Origin of the sequence: Moorena sp. SIO4G3 (assembly GCF_010692305.1) — a bacterium.
Classification (GTDB): domain Bacteria; phylum Cyanobacteriota; class Cyanobacteriia; order Cyanobacteriales; family Coleofasciculaceae; genus Moorena; species Moorena producens_A.
This window is the reverse complement of sequence record NZ_JAAHIG010000039.1, coordinates 23,668-49,701: the sequence shown is the minus strand read 5'-3', so window position 1 is coordinate 49,701 and position 26,034 is coordinate 23,668. Positions and strand designations below refer to the sequence as shown.

Below are 26,034 nucleotides of genomic sequence, written 5' to 3'. Positions count from 1 at the left end.
ATAGGGAGATAGGGAGATAGGGAGATAGGGAGATAGGGAGATAGGGAGATAGGGAGATAGGCGGAACAGAAAGTTCTACCTTTGACCGCAACTTGGTATCAGCTATCAGCCATCAGCTTACCTACCTACTTCCTCTTAATTCTTAATTTTCCATTCTTAATTTTCCATTCTTAATTTTTAATTCTTAATTTTCCATTCTCCATTCTCCATTCTCTATTCTAAATTCTTCATTCTTCATTCTTCATTCTTCATTCTAAATTCTTCATTCTAAATTCTTCATTCTTCATTCTTCATTCTAAATTCTTCATTCTTCTTCATCTGACTGCTCTGACGGAGGCAAAAGTATAGGATTTCCTTGATATTCCGCTGCTTTATCCGTAGGTAAACGACGCACTAAGTCAAATTGGATTAATTTATCTAAAATCGGTAAAACTTGACTAAACTGTTGAGTTTTAAGACGCTTGAGGTCATCCATGGTTACGTTTTCATCGGATAGCACCCCTTTTTCTAAAACTAAGTCAAGGACATAATAATCTTCAGGAGTTAATTCTGACTGACCGCGCAGTTTCTGACTGACATACTCTAAACCTTGCTGAAATATCTCTGGTGTAATTATTTCTGCTTTCAGTTCCGCTGCTTTGAGTAATACATAACTACCAATGCGATTAAACCAACGAGGTATCCCCTGGGAATGTGCGCACAGATTTCTAGCGGTTTCTAGAGTGAAGGGATGAACCGCATCAGGATTAGTTTCGTCTTTGCTAGTTTCTCTAATCCGGGCGCTAGCGAGATAGTTAATTAACATTTGATAAGTGGTGGCTTGGTCTAATGCTGTAATCTCTAAGGCTAAATCAAATAACCCTCGTTCAGAGATCAACAAATCCCTAGTCAACCCGGAAGGATGCCCAGTCAAAATAAACCAAGCATCACCTTTGAGCATGCCTTGAGCATCGTGCAATAGTTGACGCACTTTGGCTGGGTCTTGTTTATCTAAATCATCGATAGCAATCACCACACGACTATAGGTTTCTAGCGCCCTTTCCAATAAGTCTTGAAAGGTGAGAGTGGGAAACTTTGGGGCATTAACCGGTTTAGCTTCCGCTTCAATGCTTCCCCCAAACCCGGCGATTTTGGCATCAAACTTGGTCTTGGTTTTGCGAGTAGATTCACTCATCAATCCCATGTTGTTTAACAGTTGTTGCGCCCACTCATCCTCTGGCATATGTCGAGCTAGGGCAATCAAAGCAGCGGTTGCTAAATCAGTTTCAAAGGGTAGACTAATATAGGTAGCGAGAGTATCTTTACTTTTTCGTTGTAAGACGCTCAAGACTTCTAAAATAAATGCTGTTTTACCAATACCAACGGAACCATAGACTAATATCCGCTTCCGTTCGCGACCCCGCAACAAATGAAATATCGTCCTTAACTCCTGGGTGCGACCTGTGAAAACTTGATCTAGGTTTGACCCCAAGCTAGAAGCACTTTCAGAAAAAGGAATGTCTTCAAGATTCCAGCTAGTAAAAATTGCGTCGGTTTCATCCCAAAGTTGATCGGCTTCACTCATGGCTATGGCTTGGCTTTAATTTTGTTAATTACTTGGAGTAGTTGTTGAATATTATCAATTCCTTGGTTATCCTTAATTGTATGACAAATTTCATAAGCTTGGGTTAGTTCTTGTCTAGCATCGTCGATAAATCCAATGGAAATCATGAGGATGCCTAATCCCGTTTTGCAGATAGCTATTCCTGGTTGATTATTAAGATGATTGTAGATGCGGAGAGCGTCCCGGTAATTCATCCGGGCTTTGTCTAGGTTCATGATTAAATGATGGGTGCGGGCAATGTGGTATACTGAATCCGCAAGGGCTTCTAGATTTTCGGTGTGACGATAGATCGGGAGGCTTTGCTCTAAGCGGGATAGCCCATCATACCAGCTTCCTTGCTGAACCAGCAGTTTACCAATATTACGTTGGATGTCTGCCCAATCTTTGGGATAGGCGTCACGGGTGTAAAATTCTGAAGAATTTTGATAGGATGCGATCGCTTTTTCCAGATTTTTTGCACTATTTCCTAGTATTCGCTTACTGTAGGCATTACCCAGATTATATTGAGTCATTGCCCAATCTTCGGGGAAGTCTTGTTTGGTGCGAACTTCCAAAGCTAGTTGGTATGCTTCTATAGCAAGTTCGAGATTATCAGCTTTATCTCCATTAATTCTGTCACTGTAGGCAATGCCCAGGTTATTTTGAATATTTGCCCAAATTATTGGGTTATTTTCAAGGGTTAAAACTGTTATAATCGTTTCGTAACCAGCAATGGCAATTTCCATATTATTGGCTTTATTATCCAGATTAAAATTATTGATTAGGTTGCTGAATTCACCAATATATATACCAATAATTTCTGCTCTTTCTGGTTCCAACTCTGAGAGTTTAGCACTTGCCCAGGTTTTTAAGATATCGATAAAATTATCATCGAGTTTCTCTAGGTTTGCTTCCAGGAGTGGGTAGACAACTTTGGGGTCACTATTGCTGTTAATAGTTGCTATCAATACCTCTGTCAAGAATTGCCAATAGTCTTCGGATGAAGGATTAACTAACGTAGAGGATTCTGAAATTCTCTCTAAAAGCTCACTCCTGAAACGAAGTAAAACATCAGCAGCATTTTGGTTACCATCTGCTGCTAGTTTTTCTGCTTCTTGTGCCATTACCTGCAATAATTCTGCATCTACTAACTCGCGGTTGCTCTCAAAAATTTGAAATTCTTCACCGCTGGAACAAGTTAGCAGTTGCTGGATCAAGTTGAGGTATGCTTGTCTTCTTTCTTCATCCATTTTTACTTATTCAGCTATCAGTTTGACCTGGTGGTGCGTTACGGGACGGACTCTTCCAAGACTGACTACCAATAAAATGAGGCCGAGCCCGTCCCTAACGCACCCTACGCCTACTCTTTTCCCCCCTTTTTTTAAGGGGGGTTAGGGGGGATCAAAACGAGTGCATCTCATTTTTGCAGTTTGACCTGGTGGTGCGTTACGGGACGGACTCTTCCAAGACTGACTACCGATAAAATGAGGCCGAGCCCGTCCCTAACGCACCCTACGCCTACTCTTTTCCCCCCTTTTTTTAAGGGGGGTTAGGGGGGATCACAACTCCCCTTAATAACTTCTATAAGTATAACAATCAATAAAAAAAATCGGTCAAGCTCAGATAAACCCCAATACTTGACCGAATTATATTGTGTAAACCTCAATCAGTACAGCTAAGCTGCACGTAAACCAAATAACTCCTGACTGATTAATTGTACATTATTCCCGAGTTATTCAGCTATCAGCTATCAGCTATCAGCTTATGCGCAATCAGTGCTTTTGAATAAAATAAGCTGACGGCTGAATGCTGACGGCTGACTGCTTATTTATACCCCTCCCCAAAAAAACGTTCACAATTCCTGGTCGCCAGGGCGTGGCCCTGGCAATTTACTATCCTAATCTACGTAAAAGTATCGAATCAAAGTCACCATAACCTCACCAGGATTTCCGGTAGGCTCGGGAGTGCTCCACTCGTCGGGATAAGCGTATTTAAGAGAATAGATGGCAAGAATTGTTTTCCGAACTTGTTCAGGAGAACCGACCAAGATGTGCTTGGCTTTCTTAGCTTTGCGACCTTGGTTTTCAGGGTTTTGATTTTCATCAGGTTGTGAAGGAAAGTTTGTACTCATGAATCGTTATTGGTTTAAAGTGTTTCCATTATTAATATATTAATTTATTTATTAAATGTCAAGGGGTTTAGGAATTTTTTTTTATTACCAAATTGCGACGATTAATCGTAATTAAATTATTGATATTAATCGTAGGGTGGGCAGTGGAAGAGACCAATAAAATACGATGGGAATCCCTTAAAGCACTGCCCACCGACAGTAAATTAATTAGTAAAAGTTAGTTAATTATCTAGATTTTTACTAAAATTAATCCTCTGGTGGGCAGTGGTCTATCCGATTTTAAACTATTACTATCCCTTGAAAAACCACTGCCCACCCTACATCAGATCGGGTGCATCTCATATTTGTAAAAAAGTGCGGTAGGGTGCGTTAGGGGCGAGCTCACCAAGACGCAAGCTGTAGCAAGTGTTAGGTTGTTGCCCGTAACGCACCACCAGGTCAAACTCCAAAAATGAGATGCACCCCATCAGATCTCTATTATCAACACTATAGTTGTCTTGTTTTTTAATAAAATTAATCTTCTGGTGGGCAGTGGTCTATCGGATTTTTAACTATTACTATCCCTTGAAAAACCACTGCCCACCCTACATCAGATCTCTATTATCAACACTATAGTTGTCTTATTTTTTAATAAAATTAATCTTCTGGTGGGCAGTGGTCTATCGGATTTTTAACTATTACTATCCCTTGAAAAACCACTGCCCACCCTACAGGTAGATCTGGCTGTGGTGGGCAGTGCTCTATCGGATTTTCAACTATTACTATCCCTTGAAAAACCACTGCCGACCCTACAGGTAGATCTGGCTGTGGTGGGCAGTGGTCTATCGGATTTTTAACTATTACTATCCCTTGACAAACCACTGCCCACCCTACATCACTACTCTGGTGGGCAGTGCTCTATCGGATTTTTAACTATTACTATCCCTTGAGAAAGTACTGCCCACCCTACATCAGAACTCTATTCTCAACACTATAGTTATCTTATTTTTTAATAAAATTAATCTTCTGGTGGGCAGTGCTCTATCGGATTTTCAACTATTACTATCCCTTGAGAAAGCACTGCCGACCCTACAGGTAGATCTGGCTGTGGTGGGCAGTGCTCTATCGGATTTTCAACTATTACTATCCCTTGAGAAAGCACTGCCGACCCTACAGGTAGATCTGGCTGTGGTGGGCAGTGCTCTATCGGATTTTTCACTATTACTATCCCTTGAAAAACCACTGCCCACCCTAGATCAGATCTCAATTTGTAACGTTTTGCAACTATGGCCAAAATGGCGGGACAGATTGAGCCGACTATCTCATTTTTTAGATAGGTCTGGGATTAGCAACACCTAGGGGAGGTACACAGGTTGTAGATTTTAGGGAATCGGGAATCGGGAATCGGGAATCGGTAACAGGGATAAAATCCTGTGTACCTTATTGCTATCCAAAACCCTATATTGTTTCTTTTGCCTTTTGCCTCTTGCCTCTTGCCTTTTGCCTTTTGCCTATTGCCTTTTGCCTATTGCCTTTTGCCTATTACCTATTGCCTCTTCCCTACTCCCTACTCCCTACTCCCTACTCCCTACTCCCTACTCCCTACTCCCCTATACACATACATTTCATTAATAGGAAAGTAACCATGATAGTAATCAACGATAACGAGAATTCCAATTCACAACCAGTAATACCAGAACCAAACCCGAATGACCCTACTGGTTCTATTGGCAATTACGTTTGGTTAGACAGCAACAAAGATGGTCTCCAAAATGAGCCTCCTGAAAATGGGGTGAATGGCGTTACTGTTAATCTCTTGGACATCAACGGTAACTTACTCCAAACCACTACTACGAATGACGATAATAATGAGAATCCTGGTTTCTATCTGTTTGAGAATATCCCGGATGACCTTTCTACTCGTTATACCCTGGAATTCGTTGCGCCCCAAGGATTTACTTTTACTACCCAAAATAACGACCCACGGCTGTTCTTTGATAGCGATAGTCCCATAGATAGTGATGTTGATCCCAATACCGGTCGTGTCACTATCGGTCCGATCACTCGATTCTTGCCAGAAGGGATTGACCAATTGGTATGGGATGCTGGTCTGGTGCCAGTTAAATCAGGGACAACTGGTACCCCAGGGGATGACAAACTGATTGGTACTCGTCGTAATGACCACATTAGTGGTGGAGACGGTAACGATATTATTGTCGGTCGTGGTGGTAATGATACCCTCTCTGGGGATGGAGGCAAGGATGTAATTAAAGGGGGTGCTGGTAAGGATGTGCTTGATGGTGGCTCTGGTCGTGACATCATTATGGGTGGTGGTGGTAATGACACGATTAATGGTGGTCGTGGTAAGGATCGGTTAGTTGGTGGTCGTGGTAATGATCACATCACCGGTGGTGGTGGTGATGACAGGATTAATGGTGGTCGTGGTAGTGATACGTTAGTTGGTGGTGCTGGTCATGATGAGTTTTTGTTCACTAAGGGCAGTAGCTTCCGCCATGGTGATGTGGATGTGATCGAGGACTTTGAAATTGGTGCAGATCTGATTAAATTGAGGGGCTTTGGTGCCATTGATCCCCAACAGTGGTTTAATAGAGCAGTAGCGTCTGGTATCCTATCTGACAGTGACCAGGGTGTTGTGCTTTCTCCTAAAACTGGTGGAACCCTTGTGATTGAGGATGTGCATCTAGATCAACTCAGTGGTGACAATTTCCACTTGCTATAGAATAGACTTTTTGCAGAAGTAGGGAACAGCGGATCTGGGAACAGGGAACAGGGGAGAATAGTGGAACGGGCATCTTGCCTGTGGTGCCATGGGCATCTTGCCTGTGGTGCCATGGGCATCTTGGTAGAACAGGCATCTTGCCTGTGGTGCCATGGGCATCTTGCCTGTGGTGCCATGGGCATGTTGGTGGAACAGGCATCTTGCCTGTGGTGCCATGGGCATCTTGCCTGTGGTGCCATGGGCATGTTGGTGGAACAGGCATCTTGCCTGTGGTGCTATGGGCATCTTGCCTGTGGTGCCATGGGCATCTTGGTAGAAAGCGCACCTTTACAAAGGTCAGATGCACCGATTCCCGATTCCCTACTATTCATGTGATATGCCAAGCATAAATCATAAAAATCCTCTTGTAATCGGCAGTTTAGTCGTTATTTTTATAAACCTAGTAATAGCTATTATTTGTTGGATTATTGTTCAACAATCTACGGGTTATGATGGTCTGTTTTATTTTTTTATATTGTCTATGATTGGTATCGCTCAGTTAGTCTATGTTATCCCAGTATTAATTGTGCTAAGAGTGCTAGGACGATGGGAATTGATTAAAGGAATGATTCTTGGTGGTTTGATTACAGGTTTGTTGAATCTTGGCGCTTGGTTTTTAATGCAAGCTTGAGCTTAAAGGTATTGCTAGCAAGCGTTATTGAAAAATAGCTCTTAATTTAACTAACTTCGTGAACTGTTGCGTCAAGGCTATCTTGACACTCTTCTAATGTCTCGTCGAGGTCCTCACTACCAGTAAATACTTTAGTAGTCACTGGAACGTTAGGCTCAACTTGGAGCCACACCGAATCACTAATAGACTCAGCTTGATTGGGTCTATAAACCAGTCGGCAGGCTCCTGCTATTTCTACCTCATGACAGTAATGAGTGCGCTCACCCCGTTTAACAGTAAACACTGGCAACGATGTCTGGTTCTTGTGATTGCTCTTTAAGGCTTCCTCATTAACGTGGATATAGGTAGTTTCCAGATGTTTCTCCTGATTCCATGTACCTTTTGGTCCCCTACGACCTTCGGTGACCACTGGGACACCATCATATAATGGAATCTGCCAAAACCGACCAACTTTTTTGGCTCCTTTGATGCGATCTTTACTTAATAGCATCCGCAGTCGCTGAGATGATATACCCAGCAGAGATGCAGCTTGTGTTGTACCGACAACCATAACTAAAATACTATTGCGGAATAGTATTGTAATCCCATCTAACTGGGAAAGTCAAGGTAAAGTAGGGAGTAGGGAGTAGGGAGTAGGGAATCGGGAGTAGGGAGTAGAGAATCGGGAATCGGGAGTAGGGAATCGGGAATCGGGAGTCGGGAATCAAAAATTATCAGAATTGATTTAGGTACCCGATATAAAGTCTTTGTCAAGTTCTTGTTTAACCAATTGAGCTAAGGTTTGGGCAGCTCCTGGTTTTCCGCGAACACTCTTGAGATGCGATCGCATTTCGGACAACTTCTCTGGATGCTCTAGATAGTCTAGGGCAAGTTGGGCAACCTCAACCGGCTCAAGTTTCCCTACCAATTCTGGCACAATTTCTCTTTTTGCCCAAATATTGGGCCATGCAAACAGACGCTTTTGCCCTAGCACCAACCAGTTAATCACTTTCGCTAGGCTAGACCCTACTCCTGGTAACTTGACCAATAGACCGGGTAAGCCATCCCAAGCCCGCATGGCATCTAACTGTTGCGTCGGCAACAGCACAATCATGGGTACCGCCAGAGACCCCAATTCAGCAGTATTCGCTCCCACTGTGGTTAAGCAAAGACAACATTGTGATAACAACTCATAGGCCGGAAAGGAATCCCAGAGTTCTACACACAAGCCACTGGGGGTTTGGAGGAATAGTTGCGAGGGCGGGGTATTTGGTTGAAGGTTAGGAGGTTTAAGGGTTGAAGGTTGTTCGCGTAGCGTGGCCTTTTGGCCAAGGTTAGCTGGTTGAAGGTTATCTCGATTAAAAGGCGACTGTTGATAAATAGACCTCTTGCAAAAGTATTGTTCTGATCGTGTTCTTGATGCAGTCGCTCCTGGAGGGAACCCCCAAGACCACGCTGCATCCCTTGGCCTCAATTCTTGTTCCCTGTTCCCTGTTTCCTGTTCCCTGTTCCCTGTTCCCTGTTCCCTGTTCCCGACTTCTGCAAGAAGTCTAATAAGTTGTGCCTCTGACCATCCTGTCTTGTTAATGATGGGATTGTGATCTCGATTGGCAAATTTGGCTAATGTTTTGAGATCTATGGTAGGAGCAACGGGAATCACAAAGCGAGTTTGGGGTCTAGCCCTGTGGATGTGTTCAGCGATCGCTAAAGACAAAGGCACTCCCTGAGCTAGTTTGGCTGGTTTTGACCCCGGTAATAGTGCGATCACTTCAGTGGAATGTTCAAGGGTATCTTCCGTTGAACCTGTAACCTGATAACCTGTAACCTGTAACCCTTGAGTAACCTGTAGCTCCTGATTAACCTGAGAACCTGCAACCTGTAACCCCTTATTAACCTGTAACCCTCTAATCTCTGCCATTAAATCCCCCACTATGGTGAATTTGTGGGCATATTTCTTAGGCACTTGAGCGATAATATCGGGTTTCATCACTGCAAAGTGGTCAATCCAGCGGTACCAACGAGCATCCCACTCGGCATAGACAACACTGCGATACCCTAAGCGCTTACTAATCACTACTGGGAAAAATTGGTCTCCCCCTAGGAATAGAACAACCCCTTGTGGATGCCAGTCCCAGTTTTCAGCTGTCTTACCCGACAACAAGAATGGTAAAAAATCCTCCGCTGCCTGAACCCGGTCTACTTCTGGGTAGGATTTTGCGATCGCATCTTCTTTGCCCGTGGCATGAGGGCAAGGAGATAGCACTACCGATATCCGGAGTAATGAACGGTCATTCCCTAGAGTTTCCCGCAATGCCTTTACCACTGGTCGCACCCAGGTGGTCAACTCTCCTGGGCCATTGGACATAACTAAAATATCTGCTGCTGGCACTCTTCCCCACTCCTAATTATCACTATCTGGCTTGCTATCAGCTATCATCTTTCAGCTATCAGCTATCAGCTATCAGCTATCAGCTATCAGTTATCAGCTATCAGCTTATGCGCTACGCCCACGCGTGCGCGTTCAGCTTTCAGTCAAATGCTGAGTGCTGACTGCTGACCACTGACCGCTGAGTGCTGACTGCTGACTGCTGAGTGCTGACTGCTTACCACTGACGGCTGACTACAAAATCTTAAGTAATGATTAAGTAGTAACGATAAGTAATAGTTGTATAAATCGATAAAATATCCTTATATATACAGCTAAGGTTACCTTTGTCAAGGATTTTTATTGTTTAGTTTTTTTAAGCTAAGCGGATTTAGCACTTCAATAATTGTTAAGTAATATTACAAAAACCCGTAATTTTTATATCGAATTGTATCAGATAACCGCTGGAACTCCCTGAAAGTATACGTTTTTTGATAGAAACTCTTTAGTTGGCAAAACAAAACTATTTCAACCAAGAGTGAGTGGTCACTGGTAGAGACGTTCGATAGCACATCTGTCAATAAAATCTAAATACGATCAAAACTATCAAAGGTGATCAGCCACTTACCGCCACTCAAGGTAAGGCACAGATAACGAATAATCAGGAAGGAGATCTAGCCACATGTTCACTCACGTCAAGTCCACCATTAGACACATCACCCCGGAACCCTTGAATGGGCGTCATTTGCTGAAGGTGGTCTATGTCGTGCTAGAACCGCAGTACCAAAGTGCATTATCAGCTGCTGTTCGGTCAATCAATCAAAATCAACCGGATATCGCTATTGAAATCAGCGGTTACCTCATTGAGGAACTCCGTGACCCAGAAAACTATGAAGACTTTAAACGGGATATAGCAGAAGCCAATATCTTTATCGCTTCACTAATCTTTATAGAAGACTTGGCCGAGAAGGTAGTAGCCGCTGTACAACCCCATCGCGATCGCTTGGATGCCGCAGTAGTATTTCCATCAATGCCTAAAGTGATGCGCCTGAATAAATTAGGTAGCTTCTCCATGGCCAATTTGGGTCAATCCAAGAGTGCGATCGCACAATTCATGCGTAAGCGCAAGAAAAAATCTGGGTCTTCTTTCCAAGACAGTATGCTCAAGCTGTTGCAGACCTTACCGAAAGTCCTGAAGTATATGCCCATGGACAAAGCTCAGGATGCTCGCAACTTCATGCTGAGTTTCCAGTATTGGCTAGGGGGGTCTTCTGATAACCTGGAAAACTTCTTGCTGATGCTAGCAGATAAGTATGTCTTTAAGCGCGAGAAGAAAAACAGCGAAACCTCTGTCCAATTCAAAGACCCAGTAGTTTATCCAGATATGGGGGTTTGGCATCCTCTAGCACCACAAATGTTTGAAGATGTCAAGGAATACCTGAACTGGTATAGTAGCCGTCAGGATATCTCAACAGACTTAAAAGACCCTCTTGCTCCCTGTATTGGTTTAGTCCTGCAACGCACTCACCTAGTTACAGGGGATGATGCCCATTATGTAGCCATGGTGCAGGAACTGGAAGCCATGGGAGCAAGGGTGATTCCCATATTTGCTGGTGGTCTGGATTTCTCTAAACCTGTAGATACCTATTTTTCTGAGGAACATGGCAAAACCGTAGTCCCCTTAGTGGATGCTGTGGTATCTCTAACCGGCTTTGCTCTAGTAGGAGGTCCAGCACGGCAAGACCATCCCAAAGCAATTGAATCCTTAAAACGCCTCAATCGCCCCTATATGGTTACACTTCCCTTAGTCTTCCAAACTACGGAAGAGTGGGAAAATAGTGACTTGGGACTGCACCCGATTCAAGTAGCATTGCAAATTGCCATTCCAGAGCTGGATGGTGCCATTGAACCAATTATCCTATCCGGACGGGATGGCGCAACTGGAAAATCCATTGCGTTACAGGACCGGATTGAATCAGTAGCCCGACGGGTGATGAAGTGGGCGAATTTGCGCCGTAAGCCCAAGCTTGATAAGAAAATTGCCATCACAGTCTTTAGCTTTCCCCCAGATAAAGGCAATGTTGGGACAGCGGCCTATCTTGATGTATTTGGTTCCATCTATAAGGTGATGGAAGCCCTGAACAACAATGGTTATGATGTCCAAGACTTGCCGGAATCCGCTGAGGCACTGATGCAAGAGGTGATCCATGATGCCCAAGCTCAGTACGCTAGTCCAGAATTGAATATTGCTCACCGGATGTCGGTGATGGAGTATGAACGGTTTACTCCCTACTCCAATCGCTTAGAGGAAAACTGGGGACCACCACCAGGACATCTGAATAGTGATGGACAAAACTTGTTAATCTACGGCAAGCACTTCGGGAATGTATTCATTGGAGTACAACCTACCTTTGGGTATGAAGGAGACCCAATGCTATTGTTGTTCTCCCGTTCCGCAAGTCCTCACCATGGCTTTGCCGCCTATTACACCTATTTAGAACAAATCTGGCAAGCGGATGCGGTTCTGCACTTCGGCACCCACGGGTCTCTAGAATTTATGCCAGGGAAACAGATGGGGATGTCTGGAGACTGTTATCCAGATAATTTAATTGGTTCTATTCCCAATCTGTATTACTATGCTGCTAATAATCCCAGTGAAGCAACCATTGCCAAACGCCGCAGCTACGCTGAAACCATATCCTATCTCACCCCACCGGCAGAAAATGCTGGATTATATAAGGGGTTAAAGGAACTCAGTGAGTTAATTGGGTCTTATCAAACTCTTAAAGATACTGGGCGCGGTGTTCCTATTGTTAACACCATTATGGATAAGTGCCGCTTGGTGAATCTTGATCAAGATATTGCGTTGCCCGAGCAAGATGCCAAGGAGCTGAGTGGCGAAGAACGGGATACTTTGGTAGGTCAGGTGTACCGCCGTTTGATGGAAATTGAGTCAAGGTTGTTACCCTGTGGGTTGCATGTGATTGGTAAGCCACCAACCGCAGAAGAAGCGATCGCAACTCTAGTCAATATTGCCAACCTAGACCGTAGCGAAGACGAAATCATCGGTTTACCCCGGATTATTGCCAACAGTATTGAGCGAGAGATTGATGAAATTTACAGCAACAATGACCAAGGCATCTTAGCTGATGTGGAATTGTTGCAAGATATCACCCAAGCTACCCGTGCTGCTGTTAGTGCTATGGTTCAAGCTCAAATCGACAGCGATGGACGGGTCTCTACAGTCTCTAAACTCAACTTCCTCAACCTTGGTAAAAAAGAACCGTGGGTAGAAGCCTTGCACAATGTAGGGTACACCAAAGTAGATTCCGACGCGATCAAGCCTCTGTTTGACTATCTGGAATTCTGTTTAGAGCAGATAGTAGCAGACAACGAACTAGGAGCAATGCTCCAAGCCTTAGATGGGGAATATGTGCTGCCCGGTCCTGGTGGTGACCCGATCCGAAATCCCGATGTGCTACCCACCGGTAAGAATATTCACGCCCTCGACCCCCAATCCATCCCCACCCTAGCAGCGGTGAAATCTGCCAAAATCGTAGTAGACCGACTCTTGGCACGGCAAAAGCGAGATAATGATGGGGCTTGGCCAGAAACCATTGCGTGTGTGCTATGGGGTACCGATAATATTAAAACCTACGGGGAATCCCTAGCCCAAATTCTATGGATGGTCGGGGTTAAGCCAGTGCCCGATGCCTTGGGACGGGTGAATAAATTAGAACTAATTCCCTTAGAAGAGTTAGGTCGTCCTCGGATTGATGTGGTAGTAAACTGTTCCGGTGTCTTCCGGGATTTGTTCATCAATCAGATGAATTTACTAGACCAAGGGGTGAAAATGGCCGCAGAAGCGGATGAACCCCTGGAAATGAACTTTGTGCGGAAACACAGTTTGCAACAAGCTCAAGAGATGGGGATTAATCTACGGCAAGCTGCAACTCGGGTGTTCTCCAATGCGTCTGGTTCCTATGCCTCCAATGTTAATTTAGCTGTAGAAAACAGCACCTGGGAAGAAGAAGCCGAGTTACAGAATATGTATCTCAGTCGCAAGTCCTTTGCTTTCTCTTCTGATAGCCCAGGCACCATGGCACAGAGTCAGAAGATTTTTGAGTCCGCCTTGAAAACCGCTGATGTTACCTTCCAAAATCTTGATTCATCGGAAATTAGCCTTACTGATGTTTCTCATTACTTTGACTCTGACCCCACTAAAGTAGTAGCAAACTTGCGCAACGATGGTAAGAAACCAACCGCTTACATTGCTGATACTACTACTGCTAATGCTCAGGTTCGCACCCTATCAGAAACCGTCCGTTTAGATGCCCGGACTAAGTTACTTAATCCCAAGTGGTACGAAGGGATGTTGAATCATGGCTATGAAGGGGTTCGGGAACTTTCCAAACGCTTAGTGAATACTATGGGTTGGAGTGCAACGGCTGATGCAGTGGATAACTGGGTTTATGAAGATGTGAATACTACCTTTATCCAGGATGAAGAAATGCGTCAGCGGTTAATGAATTTGAATCCCAATTCCTTCCGTAAAGTAGTCTCTACGTTATTGGAAGTTAATGGACGTGGCTATTGGGAAACCAGTGAGAGTAATTTACAGCTGTTGCGGGAATTGTATCAGGAGGTTGAAGATAGGATTGAAGGCATAGAATAGGATTATAGCGCTACGCCCAAGGCAAGAGGCAATAGGCAAGAGGCAATAGGCAACAGGGAATCGTGAATCATATTCCCCCCTTATTAAGGTCTCCCCCTTCTTAAAGTCCCCCCCTTATTAAGGGGGGTTAGGGGGGATCCCTACTCAATTCAAAATGTACCTAATAAATATGAAAAACCCTATAGTCAAAATATAGCAATTCTATATCCCATAAGTTACAAATTGATCCCCCTAAATCCCCCTTAATAAGGGGGACTTTGAAGTTGAAAAGCGTACCTGATAACTGCGAGAAACGCTATATAGCAATTGTATATCCCATAAGGTACAAATTGATCCCCCTAAATCCCCCTTAATAAGGGGGACTTTGAAGTTGAAAAGCGTACCTGATAACTGCGAGAAAAGAGTAGCTTTTTCGAGACGTTCAATAGAGCGTCTCGAATTTTTATGAATTACGAATTTGCCCCCTAAATCCCCCAATTCTGGGGGACTTTAACTCAATTTACCCCCAAATTTGGGGGGCTAGGGGGGCGAAATTTGCTGTCAAAAAAAAATTTCTAAAAACCCTTGACAAAATAATTTAGAATCATTATGATTATGGTATGCAAACAACAAGCAAAAGGTGAACCTTATGGATTCCGAATTTCGCCCAAACCCAGAGACTAATCCCGAGGATATAACTCCTAGTAATAATCCTCAAGAATCGTTTCCCAAAAAATATCCGGTTCAGCATATTTTGAGGGGCTCCCGCAAGGGCATCATCAACACCATGCATTCCCTCTATGCACTGGGTTATGCGGAAATCTCCGAGTGGACTCCTCTGCAACCGACTGGACTTCCTGGAGAATTTATTACGATGATGACCAAGTACCTAACTCTGGGTTAGGCTATTAAGTTACTGGGGGGCTTTGCCCCCTGGGCAAACCATCGGGGCTGCTCCCATGGGAGCATGTCTGGTATGGTGCGAAATCTGAATGACATAAGGTTCATCTAGCCGTGGATAGTATTTCTGCGGCTATTTTTTTTTGTTAGGGAGTAGGGAGTAGGGAGTAGGGAGTAGGGAGTAGGGAGTAGGGAGTAGGGAACAGGGAAATGCGATCGCTTTTAGCGGCTCCTAGGTCGCATCGCGTAGCGTGACCAAAGGTCAATCGCATTTCCTTACTTTACTGCTTGGTTATTTGGTTTTTCTATTTGGGCTGGGTAGTGATGATGCGTTCGCGTAGCCTGGCCTACGGCCAATCCCTACAGTCAACACCTCACCTCTCCCTATTTGTCTTGATACTGGTATCAAATTTCTTGGACTTTAGCAATGAGTATTTGTACGATATTTTTCAGTGTATAAATGAGTTGTAAAAGTAAATTGTGATTTTCGCTAAACTAAAAAACTTTGTATTCCTTACGGTTCCTACTTATTCGGAGTTTTATGTTTTATAACTCTTGCAATTATTTGTTTACATCTCCAATATAAATACTAGAGTAATTGTAATTTACTTCAGGTTACTTCACCCTGCTTCAGAGCAATTCATCGACACTTTATGCCCTACTTACTACTTCGTACTACCAAGACAAAAGTCCCTGAAAGCCTGACTAATTCATTGTTGTGAATTATCTCTCGTCAAAGTTTTTTATAAAATTAATAAACTTAACATAAGTTAACTAAAATAGTCTTAATTGTGTGTAATACTGTTTTTGGAAAGTAAATTAGCTATCAATAACAAATTGATAGCCATCAAAGCTGATCATCACAAAATAAACTACTCGAATTCAACATCAGGTGCATCTCATATTTGACACTATTGCTAGTGGTGCGTTAGAGGGGCGTTAATTGTTTCGCCTTGTAGCCAGGGCTAGGTTGCTGGCCTTAACCCACCAATGCTGGGTCAAACAACTTTTAGGAGTTGAGTAGACGTTCAGTTAGGTATAATCATGACCGCTACCAAGTTAATTGAGTTAGACGATGGCACGTTGATAGAAGTGGACGTGCCGGAAGATCAAGCACAACAGATTTCTAATCGATTCGCCGATAAGGTCAATACAACCTTTGATAAAATCAAGCCGATTTTATCAAAAGTTGTCGCCCTATTACTGCCAGGGTAATCCCATTTAATTTGGTATAAATTGCACTTCACAAAAGCCCTGGTGTATAGGTTAATAATTTATCTCTCATCAAGGATAACCTCGGATGTGTAAAGGGTTGTATTTTCTAGTCACTCATCATTGCAAGATGACGATTAGTAAATAGAACTCACAGACTTAAAATTTAAGAAGATGCCTATCGATAATTTACCTGAAATTGTCCTGCAAGGAGGACAATCCGTAAACTATTACCTAGTAGCTTTTGATCAGTATGGTAATGAGCAGGAAAGGGGTGAGATGAGCCAAAAATTGGTAGAAATTTTGGCTAACGAACCAATTACAGATGTTTTTATTTTTAGTCACGGTTGGATGGGAGACGTTCCAGCTGCCCGTCATCAATATAGAAACTGGTTAACTGCGATCGCTGTTCAAAAAACTGACTTAGCTAAAATGGAGCAAGTTCGATCAGGATTCAAATCTTTATTTATTGGACTGCATTGGCCTAGCTTGCCCTGGGGAGACGAGAATTTGGAACAGGCGGTATCTTTTGATGCCACATCTGGAACTCCAATGGAAAACTTGATCAACCAATACCAACGAATAGCAGATACTGAAGTTGCCAAACAACCCCTTCAGACTATTTTATCGGCAGCAATGGAAGATATGGAACCGCCAGAACTGCCCTCCAATGTGCGAGAGGCTTATGAAGAACTAAACCAATTGTCTGGTTTGGGTCATGACGGTGAAGGTGCAGCTCCGGGAAATGATCGAGAGCCTTTTGATCCCGAACAAATCTACCAAGCTTTTGAGGAAGAGTTTGCAGATGAATCCTTTGATTTTGGTAGTGGCTATAGTTTAAGAGGATTACTTGCACCTTTGAGAATCCTTTCTTTTTGGAAAATGAAGGAACGGGCGCGTCAATTTGGAGAAAGTGGCGGTTCTCAACTATTGAAGCAACTACAAGAAGCTGCACCAGAAAATGTACGATTTCATCTAAAAGGTCATAGTTTTGGTTGTATTGTCGTTTCTGCAATTTTGGCAGGTAAAGGTGGAAAGGGTGAACTTGTAAGACCTGTGAACTCTTTGGCACTACTCCAAGGTGCGCTTTCTTTTTGGTCTTACTGCTCTGAAATTCCAGTTATTTCAGACAAAAAACCCGGTTACTTTCACTCAATTATTGCAGAGGGTCGAGTAGCAGGGCCAATTATTACAACTCAGTCAGAGTACGATACCGCAGTGGGTAAAATGTATCCACTGGGAGCAGGTGTTGTTCTGAGTGAGGTTGATTTTGCACCAGGGCAATTACCCAAGTATGGTGCTCTGGGAACGTTTGGGGCGCGAGGGTTAGGACTAGATATTGTCGATCTAGAGATGTTACCTCAGGATATAGCTTATTCCTTTGAAGCAGGTAAAGTTTATAACATTGAAAGTAGCAAGTATATTTGTAAACATCTGCCAAATGCAGGTTTAGCAGGTTCTCATAGTGATATTTTTAAACCTGTAGTGGCTCATGCAGTTTTGGGTGCGGCGATAGGTCAATAGAATTTAATACAGTTGAATTTTTTTTCTATTTTGGAGGTTAAAAAATGGCACGATATGCCCTTGTAATTGGTATTTCAAAATATGATGATAAATATTTTTCGATGTTGAACAAGGCATATACAGATGCTTCTGCAGTTGCAGAGGTGCTGAATAAAGATAAAAGATACAAATATGTTAAAGTCTTAACGGATAACGTTACTACAAAAAAAATAGCTGATACTTTGAAAGAGTTTTTGCAGAAAAAAGCAGATTTCAATGAAGCTTTAATTTATTTTACTGGACATGGCTTTAAAGTTTTTGATTCTCTAGATATTGAGGAACCAACTGGATACATAGCAACTGAAAATTGTACCGTAACTTTGGAAGATGAAAAGATTACGGCGCAAAAGGGAGGTTTAGCCCTCAGTGCTCTGAGCAAACTGATAATTCAATCAAACTTGAGCAACCTAGTACTATTACTGGATGCTTGTCACAGCGGTCTTTTTCTAGAACAAAACTTAATTGAAAGCTCACTTCAAGCATTCAGCTCTAAAACAGATTATTGCCTGATTACGGCTTGTCGTAGTAGTGAAGCAGCAATCGTAAAAAAACGGGAGAAACACAGTGTTTTTACAGGTGCTTTGTTAGAAGGATTATCTAACAGTAATGCTGATGAACAAGGTGCAGTAACAGGAGATCGCCTATTTGATTTTATTTATCGAGACCTCCACAAGAGCAGACAGGAACCTATTCGCATGGGGCGTGGACGTTCTATTGTAATTGTGCAGCATGATTCTCCTCATCAGCTCGCCACGATAGAACCTATCAGAGATGACAATGGAGATATTCTCTGTCCCTATCAGGGTTTAGAGGTTTTTGAATCTGAAGAAAAAGAATTCTTCTTTGGTCGAAAAGAAGTCACTGAAAAAATAAAACAAAGCCTGGAAAACACTAATTTTGTACCAATTATTGGGACATCAGGAAGTGGTAAATCCTCAGTCGTTAGGGCTGGCTTAATACCTTGGCTAGAAGAAGAAGGAAACTGGCATATTTTAGAACCGATTAAACCCGGAGATTTCCCTTTAGAAGAATTAAGGGAAATATTCAAGCCTTTTTTCAAAGGTCAAAAAAAACCAAAACAACTCAAAGAGCTAATAGAGAAACATCCTCAAGGATTGATTGAACTGACGAAACAACTTCCGGATACTAAAGAGTTTCTTCTCATCGTTGACCAGTTTGAAGAAGTTTTCACGGTCTGTTCTGATGAACAAGAGCGGCAACGATTTATTGACTTGCTAACTCAGGTAGTTACAGTTTCTGACTGTCGATTAAAAGTTGTCACAACAATGCGGGCAGATTTTTTATCATCCTGCTTAGATTATTCAAAATTAACTCAGTTGATACAGACTCAAAACCAATTGATGCCACCCCTAGAAGGAGCAAACTTAGAAGCAGCGATTGTTAAACCTGCTATACGGCAAGGATATCGTTTGGAGAAAGGATTAATTGGAGAAATAATGACAGATGTAGGAAAAGAAAAGGGAAGTTTACCTTTGTTAGAGTTTGCATTAACGCAACTTTGGGATAAACGTGATCAAGGACAAAATTTGTTAACTCTAGAAGCCTATAACCAAATCGGTAGCTTGACTGGCGCACTAAACCGCCATGCAGATAAAATTTATCAGTATCAACAGGATTACGAAGAATTCCCAGGAGAACTAAGAGATGAGCAGCAAAAAGAATGGATTAGGAGAATCTTTCTGCGACTGGTACGAACGGGAGAGGGGACTAAAGATACTCGTCAACGTCAACCCAAAGCAAAATTATTATCAACTATTGAATTAGATTCAGAGAAACAAGAACAACTCTCTGAATTGATTGAATATCTAGTCAAAAGTCGTCTCCTAGTAACAAGTAAAGATGAGATTGATCTAGCTCATGAAGCTCTTATTGAAGGTTGGAAAACTTTTGCAAATTGGCTCGGTAACAGTCAAGAAATTAGAAAAATACGAGATAAAATTGAAGACCAATTTGAAGAATGGAAAAAATCAACCAATAATGACAGTCATTTAATTATGGGTGGCTTATTATCTCAGGTAAAATATGATCAGTATTATTCAAAGTTAAAGGTTGAATTAGATGATGAAGCCTTCAATTTTGTAAATCTTAGTATTAAATATGAAAAAGATCAACAAGCAGAGAGAAGAAAGATCTTAATCAGCAAAGAATATTCTGAGATTGATGCTTTGGTTTCACTGTCAAAAGCACAACTATCTTTGAATGATCAGATCTCTTCTCTTGTGACTGCATTAAAAGCGTCTAAACGAACTAGAGAATTAGAAGCTAAATCTGAGGAAATTAATCGAAAGGTTGTGGATGCTCTCAGACAGGTTGTTTCTACGATTCAAGAACGTAACCGATTTCATGGACATAGTCAGCAGATTGAAGATGTTATTTTTGCTTCAGATTATAACTTAGTGGTCTCATCAGGAGGAGATAAAACAGTTAAGATTTGGAGTTACTGTGGTAAATTGCTAGCCGATTTAAAAGGACATAAAGGTTGGGTTAATAGTGTTGATATTATTCCGCAAGATAGAAATCGTTTTCTAGTGGTTTCTGGTAGTTCAGATAAATTAATTAAGATTTGGAACGTTACATACCAGTTAAATGAACAAGAAAACTCAGTTGAGTCCGTTGAGTTTGAATGTCTGAGAGATTTAAAGGGACATAAAAGCTGGATTTTCGATACTGCTGTAGCTGTAAATAAACAGCTAATCGCCTCAGCCGGGAAAGATGGTACAGTCAAAATTTGGACAATTAGTGGAGATTTAGTCAACACAATCCAAGTTGGAGATCCCAATAGTGAAGCAAGAGAAGTATGGAGTGTTACCTTTAGTCCTAATGGTGAGATTATAGCAACAAGTGGAGAAGATCGAATTGTTAAATTATGGGATCTCGAAGGAAATCTGTTGAAAGAGTTGAGAGGTCATGAGCACAGAGTCAGGACAGTTGTATTTAGCCCAGATGGACAGCTTATTGTATCTGGCAGTGATGACTGTACGATGATTTTTTGGAATCAGAATGGAGATATTATTAAAAAAGTTACTGATTTTGATGGTCATGTCAATTGTCTACGATTTAGTAGAAGTGGATCTATTTTAGGTGCTGTAAGTGATGATCGAACAGCTAAACTCTTTGATTTACAAGGCAATCTACTAAAGACATTCAAGGGACATCAAAGTCGTGTTAAAAGTTTAAGTTTTAGTCTAGATGATAAAACCTTAGCAACTGCAAGTTGGGACAAAACAATAAGATTATGGAGTTTAGATCAACAAATTCATACAGTAATTAAACATCATACGGATCGAGTTTTAGATGTTAACTTCAGTCCAGATGGTCAACGACTAGTTACAGGCAGTTGGGATATGTCAGCTTGCGTATGGGATTTAAATGGAAAATATCTTCAAACTCTCGATGCACATATTGATAAAGTCAATGGTGCTAATTTTAGTCCAGATGGCGAATTGATTGTAACAGTTGGTTCCACAAACGATCGAACCGTCAAAGTCTGGAGTAGTGATGGTTGCCTAAAACAATCACTCCAAGGACATGAAGACTATATTCGTGATCCCAGCTTTAGTCCAGATGGAAAATTTATTGTTACAGCAGGAGGAGATAAGACAGTGAGAGTATGGACTCTCAATGGAGATCAATACATTGAATACGCTACTTTAGGAGGAGAAAACGGTCATACTTCTGAGGTTCGAGGCGTAAGTGTCAGTCCAGATAGTCAGTGGATTGTTTCAGGCGGTAAAGATGGATATATTAAATTATGGACTCAGGATGGGATTTTAGTTAACTCTCTTAAAGCACATGAACAAGAAATTTGGAATGTTGTATTTAGTCCAGACTGTGAAGAAGATGATCAAGTATTAATGGGAACAGCCAGTGAAGATAGAACTGTTAAAATTTGGAAATTTAATCAAACATTAGAAAATTTGGATCCTATTCTAGTTCTAGAAGGTCATACAGATCGGGTTTCTGATGTTGTATTTAGCCACTGTGGAAAGCTAATTGCTACTGGAGGGGCTGATAAAACCGTTAGACTATGGAGTCGGAAAGGAACTTTGCTATCTACTTTAGAAGCTCATACAGATCGAGTCATGGCAGTCGATTTTCATAAGAATGGAGAATTTATGGTATCAGCAGGAGTTGATGATGTAGTTATTATTTGGAATATAAAAGCACAGGTTGAAATGATGAAGCTAGAAGAAGAAAATACCAATGATACTGAAATAGATTTATCAGAGTTAGATAAACTAACACAAAGAGGAGGTGAATGGGCGCGTAATTTTATTGAGAATAATCAACAAGAGGTTCGAGATGAAGACAAAGATTTATTAACTATTCTACAATCTAACTAAGAATCGAACAGATTTCCAGGAGAAACTAGAAATGCATTTTCGATAGTATCTATTTTTTTGATAGTCTTTGTAGACTTATAATTCAGTAAGTTTTCTAAAGCTTCTTTGGGATGTAGATCGTCGTATAGAAAATCCTGTTCTAACAAAATAATTGGTTGAGTAACATTTTTAAAAACTTCTAGATCAAGTTCTGAAACCGAAGCTCCCATATAAAGTTTTTTAGATATTTCCCATCCAGTATGCTCCAAATTTTGTAAAATTTTATATGAAGTCTTGTCTCTGATTTTATCTAAAAATTTATAAAAATTGACCTCATCTATTATAGATTGGGCAATACCTGCATATTTTTTTTGTAGATTTTCACGTAGACTTTGAAACCGTGGAATTCTATAGAGCACTAATTTTGTAACCAAATTAGGGACTAGAACAGCAGTGTAAATTGCAATCATTGCACCTTTAGAACTACCAACTAATGTAAATGGTTGATTAATAGATTTTAAGGCTGTTGCAACACACCGACCATATTCTTTCCAAGTTAGCATTGTCCCATGACAAGTGGGATTTAGCTCAGCGTCTTTATATCCTGGTAGAGTAATTAAACAGGTAATAAAAGGTCTGACTGATTCAATCGGAAGGGCATCTCCAAATAATTCAGGAATATAAGCAATATTATAATTAGGATTTAGCTTTCCATCTATAATTACTGCACCTAAATGAGTCATTACTGTTTGTTTATTCAAAGTATTTCCTCTAGCTATATTTTTTAACGGGCGACAGAATAGCCTGAAATCCTTAGTATGTCAAGCTAGTCGATTTTTGTGGTAGAAAAAAGGTAGCTGTTCTATTTGGGGCGCATGTCATTTATACAGAACATTTGTACTAAAGCTATACCTGTTCGTGTTTTTGAGCATGCTCTGATAGTATATAGTTCATCTGTTCTGCAACTTTGACCTGCTCCCTTCTATTTGTAACAAAGTTCAACTATTGATAGTGTAACAAAATTTACCTATTGATAATTTTCTTATCATTATGCTAAAACCCAGAAATGTTGAATACATTATCAAGACAACGAAAGTATTATCAACGAGGTATAAGGGCGCTTATTGCTTATAGAATCTGCGTTTTAACTTCTTTCGTCGCCCCCTCAGCTATATTTCATTTTTTAACTCTATTCAAATGAACAAAAAAATACTATATTTTAACGGAATTAATGGAGCAACAGGAGAATATTTTTTTCACCCTTTTTCTTTGAAAAAAATTGCTAATGTTGCTCGTGGCGAACATTTTGATTCCCATCATCTGACAGAACTTAAAGATCGCAAGGAAAGAGATGAATATCAACCAATGGGGCCAATTGAAGGGATTGATCCCAAGAATTTGGCTGAGACAGGTTGGGGAGTCATTTTTGCCTATGAGTATAAAGATAGTTCTAGGTTACAAGCAGAACAAATCAAAGATGCTCTTAAGGAATTATTACAGCATCGTCGTCAACAAGCAACTCAAGTTCATGAAAACTTCTATCGAGAGTATATTGACTCCAGAGCCTACCGTACCAATGAATCCAAAGTGGACTTTCTTACACGCCAAAGAGTTGGCTCAGGTCCTGCTAATCCCAATAAGATGCCCTATTATCTCTTAATTGTGGGCGATCCAGAATCGATTCCCTATCACTTTCAATATCAGCTTGATGTACAGTATGCTGTGGGACGGATTTACTTCGATACATTGGAGAAATATGCCCAATATGCTCAAAGTGTGGTGCAGGCAGAAATTAATCCTCCAAATCTTCACCGTCGAGCTAGCTTTTTTGGAGTCAAAAATACTGGTGATTACGCTACTGAGCAAAGTTTTAAATATTTAGTTCAGCCCCTTTCCGATAAGGTCAAGATAGATCAGCCAGATTGGTCAATTCAAACCTTGCTGGACAAAGAGGCAACAAAAGCTAGTCTAAGCCAACTGCTTGGAGGTTCAGAAACCCCGGCTCTGCTGTTTACAGCGAGTCATGGCGTGTGTTTCCCCAAAGATCATCCTCGACAGTTGCTTCATCAAGGTGCATTAATTTGTCAGGATTGGCCAGGCGTATTTCGGGAGTCTGAAAAAAAAGAATTAAACCCTGATATCCATTATTTTTCTGCGGATGATATTGGTGATGATGCCCAAATACATGGACTAATTGCTTTTAATTTTGCCTGTTATAGTTCGGGGACGCCAAAATTGGATGATTTTGCTCATAGGACTGGTCAACAGAGATCTGAAATTGCTCCCTATGCTTTTATGGCTCAACTCCCCCAACGTCTTCTGAGCCACCCTAAAGGTGGAGCATTAGCTGTAATTGGTCATGTTGAACGAGCCTGGGGTTATTCCTTTAAATGGAAACGGGCTGGACAACAAACAGAGGTTTTCGAGAGTACTTTCAAACGTTTGATGGAAGGTCATCCTATTGGCTCAGCAGTAGAGTTTTTCAATGAACGTTATGCAGAATTGTCTTCTGATTTGAGTCATGAGTTAGAAGAAATGAAATATAAAACTTTGGTTAAAGATGAAGATTTGGCATATCTCTGGACAGCCAATAACGATGCTCGAAACTATTTGATTGTCGGCGATCCAGCAGTTAAGCTTTGTGGATTAACAAATGAAATCTCTAACACTGAACAGATAGCCTCCAAGCAACAAATTGAGCTAAAACAAGATATCCAAGATGATATTCAGAATTTAGTTACAAATTTGGAAAAACAAGTTAAAAGACTAAAACAGCGGGTTGATGGACTGGAACTAGATCTAAAACATCTTCGAGAGCAGAATGATTTATTACGTCAACAAATCAATGACAATTTCTAAACTTAAATTGCTCAGAATACTTTCAAAATACACAAAAACAGGATACCAGGGTAAATGCATCTTGTCAATAAACCCGGAGTAGTTATCAATAAACCCAGGATGGTGGGGGCATGCGCCCCCGCCAGAATGTTTGCAATAAATGCCGTCTTGGACAATTATTCTTTTATCTCCTGAACTTTGACCAGCATATCCGGCCAGGAGCGCTGATTATCCATATCAAACTGTGCACCTTGTTCATCTGCCCACTTGAAGCGTTTAAGAGCAGGAGTTTGGCTGGTTGCTTGATACAACCAATAAGCTTCAGTGCGCAGGGCTTCTTCAATTGGCAGATCGATAGACTCATAAACGGCCTGTTTAGTGGCATTGATCGACTCGGACGGCCAAAGGGCAATACGTTTGGCAAGATCTTCAACAAAAGGTCCGATCTCTTCGGGATCCAAAGCACGGTTGATCGTACCAACCCTTTCGGCTTCATCAGCATCAAAATCACGGGCACCCAGAACAATCTCTAGGGCACGACCAAGACCGACTTGGCGCGCCATACGGGATGCACCACCACCGCAAGGTAGGATGCCCATACCAACTTCCATCTGCATGAATTTAGCTTTACCGCGAGCTGCGAAACGCATATCGCAAGCAAGGGCAAACTCATGGCCTCCACCTCTAGCAAAGCCTTCGATTTTGGCAATGGTCGCCTGAGGCAGTTTGCTAATTCGCTCTAGCACTACCTGTAGATCTAACAACTTCACCTCGTCCCGTGAAACAGCTTTTCCTGACATATCCTTCAGGAAATTAGTATCAGCATGGCACACGAAAATCTCAGGATGCGCTGATTGGAAAACCACAACTTTAATATCCCTGTCAGCTTCCAATTTCTGAGCTAACATATTCAGATCAGCAAGCATTGGCAGCCCCTGAACGTTCACAGGTGGATAATCAAACGTGACAGTGAGAACCCCATCATTAACTTCAGCGTTAAATGTTGTAAACCCTTCATAGTTCATTGGTATTGCTCCTGGTGTTGGTTAATGTTAGAATCCTTCGAGGGCATTCTTGC

General features: G+C 41.6%; 20 protein-coding genes. 11 read left to right on the top strand and 9 right to left on the bottom strand.

What is annotated here, in order from left to right; genetic code table 11:
• Positions 1-304: 304 nt before the first annotated feature.
• The 3 genes from F6J99_RS10270 to F6J99_RS10260 all read right to left on the bottom strand — a co-directional run bounded on the left by F6J99_RS10270 (position 305) and on the right by F6J99_RS10260 (position 3,713).
• Positions 305-1,564, bottom strand: coding sequence for an ATP-binding protein (locus F6J99_RS10270; RefSeq protein ID WP_293112839.1), 1,260 nt, complete (start codon positions 1,562-1,564; stop codon positions 305-307).
• 2 nt (positions 1,565-1,566) lie between these two features.
• Positions 1,567-2,832, bottom strand: a complete 1,266-nt coding sequence (locus F6J99_RS10265) for a tetratricopeptide repeat protein (protein WP_293112838.1) — start codon at positions 2,830-2,832, stop codon at positions 1,567-1,569.
• A 647-nt stretch (positions 2,833-3,479) separates the two neighbouring features.
• Positions 3,480-3,713 (bottom strand): hypothetical protein, encoded by a 234-nt coding sequence (locus F6J99_RS10260; protein ID WP_293112837.1) that lies wholly within the window; start codon positions 3,711-3,713, stop codon positions 3,480-3,482.
• Positions 3,714-4,721: 1,008 nt separating this feature from the next.
• On the opposite strand from F6J99_RS10260, the gene F6J99_RS10255 reads away from it, so the two are divergent.
• From F6J99_RS10255 to F6J99_RS10235, 5 genes are all read left to right on the top strand, one after another.
• Positions 4,722-5,051 (top strand): hypothetical protein, encoded by a 330-nt coding sequence (locus F6J99_RS10255; protein WP_293112836.1) that lies wholly within the window; start codon positions 4,722-4,724, stop codon positions 5,049-5,051.
• 74 nt (positions 5,052-5,125) lie between these two features.
• Positions 5,126-5,335, top strand: a complete 210-nt coding sequence (locus F6J99_RS10250; protein WP_293112835.1) for a hypothetical protein — start codon at positions 5,126-5,128, stop codon at positions 5,333-5,335.
• Positions 5,336-5,337: 2 nt separating this feature from the next.
• On the top strand, positions 5,338-6,432 hold the full coding sequence (locus F6J99_RS10245; protein WP_293112843.1) for an SdrD B-like domain-containing protein: 1,095 nt from the start codon (positions 5,338-5,340) through the stop codon (positions 6,430-6,432).
• 60 nt (positions 6,433-6,492) lie between these two features.
• Entirely contained in the window at positions 6,493-6,807 is a 315-nt protein-coding gene (locus F6J99_RS10240; protein WP_293112834.1) for a hypothetical protein, read from the top strand.
• A gap of 1 nt (position 6,808) precedes the next feature.
• Positions 6,809-7,102, top strand: a complete 294-nt coding sequence (locus F6J99_RS10235; RefSeq protein WP_293112833.1) for a hypothetical protein — start codon at positions 6,809-6,811, stop codon at positions 7,100-7,102.
• Positions 7,103-7,148: 46 nt separating this feature from the next.
• On the opposite strand, the gene F6J99_RS10230 is transcribed toward F6J99_RS10235, so the two are convergent.
• The 3 genes from F6J99_RS10230 to F6J99_RS10220 are packed head-to-tail and all read right to left on the bottom strand — an operon-like array spanning position 7,149 to position 9,446.
• The gene (locus tag F6J99_RS10230) at positions 7,149-7,652 is read right to left on the bottom strand and encodes a DNA-binding protein (protein WP_070391419.1); all 504 of its coding nucleotides are present in this window, start codon (positions 7,650-7,652) and stop codon (positions 7,149-7,151) included.
• 38 nt (positions 7,653-7,690) lie between these two features.
• Positions 7,691-7,855, bottom strand: a complete 165-nt coding sequence (locus tag F6J99_RS10225; protein ID WP_293112832.1) for a hypothetical protein — start codon at positions 7,853-7,855, stop codon at positions 7,691-7,693.
• A complete protein-coding gene (locus F6J99_RS10220; protein WP_365973039.1) occupies positions 7,827-9,446 on the bottom strand; it encodes a hypothetical protein in 1,620 nt (539 codons plus the stop codon). The genes F6J99_RS10225 and F6J99_RS10220 overlap by 29 nt, the downstream gene beginning before the upstream one ends.
• A gap of 682 nt (positions 9,447-10,128) precedes the next feature.
• Between F6J99_RS10220 and F6J99_RS10215 the strand changes: the two genes are divergently transcribed.
• Together F6J99_RS10215 and F6J99_RS10210 are read left to right on the top strand one after the other, a co-directional pair.
• Positions 10,129-14,121, top strand: a complete 3,993-nt coding sequence (locus F6J99_RS10215) for a magnesium chelatase subunit H (RefSeq protein WP_293112830.1) — start codon at positions 10,129-10,131, stop codon at positions 14,119-14,121.
• A gap of 628 nt (positions 14,122-14,749) precedes the next feature.
• A complete protein-coding gene (locus F6J99_RS10210; protein ID WP_293112829.1) occupies positions 14,750-15,004 on the top strand; it encodes a hypothetical protein in 255 nt (84 codons plus the stop codon).
• Between the two features lie 142 nt (positions 15,005-15,146).
• Here F6J99_RS10210 and F6J99_RS10205 read toward each other — a convergent pair whose 3' ends face one another.
• Positions 15,147-15,272, bottom strand: coding sequence for a hypothetical protein (locus F6J99_RS10205; RefSeq protein WP_293112828.1), 126 nt, complete (start codon positions 15,270-15,272; stop codon positions 15,147-15,149).
• Positions 15,273-16,044: 772 nt separating this feature from the next.
• Between F6J99_RS10205 and F6J99_RS10200 the strand changes: the two genes are divergently transcribed.
• The 3 genes from F6J99_RS10200 (at position 16,045) to F6J99_RS10190 (ending at position 22,139) form a co-directional block, all read left to right on the top strand.
• Positions 16,045-16,215: a hypothetical protein gene (locus F6J99_RS10200; protein WP_293112827.1), complete on the top strand. Its 171-nt coding sequence runs from the start codon at positions 16,045-16,047 to the stop codon at positions 16,213-16,215.
• Positions 16,216-16,386: 171 nt separating this feature from the next.
• Entirely contained in the window at positions 16,387-17,736 is a 1,350-nt protein-coding gene (locus F6J99_RS10195; RefSeq protein ID WP_293112826.1) for a hypothetical protein, read from the top strand.
• A 44-nt stretch (positions 17,737-17,780) separates the two neighbouring features.
• Complete coding sequence (locus tag F6J99_RS10190) at positions 17,781-22,139, top strand: caspase family protein (RefSeq protein ID WP_293112825.1); 4,359 nt, start codon at positions 17,781-17,783, stop codon at positions 22,137-22,139.
• Here F6J99_RS10190 and F6J99_RS10185 read toward each other — a convergent pair.
• A complete protein-coding gene (locus F6J99_RS10185) occupies positions 22,136-22,879 on the bottom strand; it encodes a hypothetical protein (RefSeq protein ID WP_293112824.1) in 744 nt (247 codons plus the stop codon). The genes F6J99_RS10190 and F6J99_RS10185 overlap by 4 nt on opposite strands.
• Positions 22,880-23,315: 436 nt before the next feature.
• On the opposite strand from F6J99_RS10185, the gene F6J99_RS10180 reads away from it, so the two are divergent.
• On the top strand, positions 23,316-24,977 hold the full coding sequence (locus F6J99_RS10180; protein WP_075905259.1) for a C25 family cysteine peptidase: 1,662 nt from the start codon (positions 23,316-23,318) through the stop codon (positions 24,975-24,977).
• Between the two features lie 155 nt (positions 24,978-25,132).
• On the opposite strand, the gene F6J99_RS10175 is transcribed toward F6J99_RS10180, so the two are convergent.
• On the bottom strand, positions 25,133-25,981 hold the full coding sequence (locus F6J99_RS10175) for an enoyl-CoA hydratase/isomerase family protein (RefSeq protein ID WP_293112823.1): 849 nt from the start codon (positions 25,979-25,981) through the stop codon (positions 25,133-25,135).
• Between the last annotated feature and the right edge of the window lie 53 nt (positions 25,982-26,034).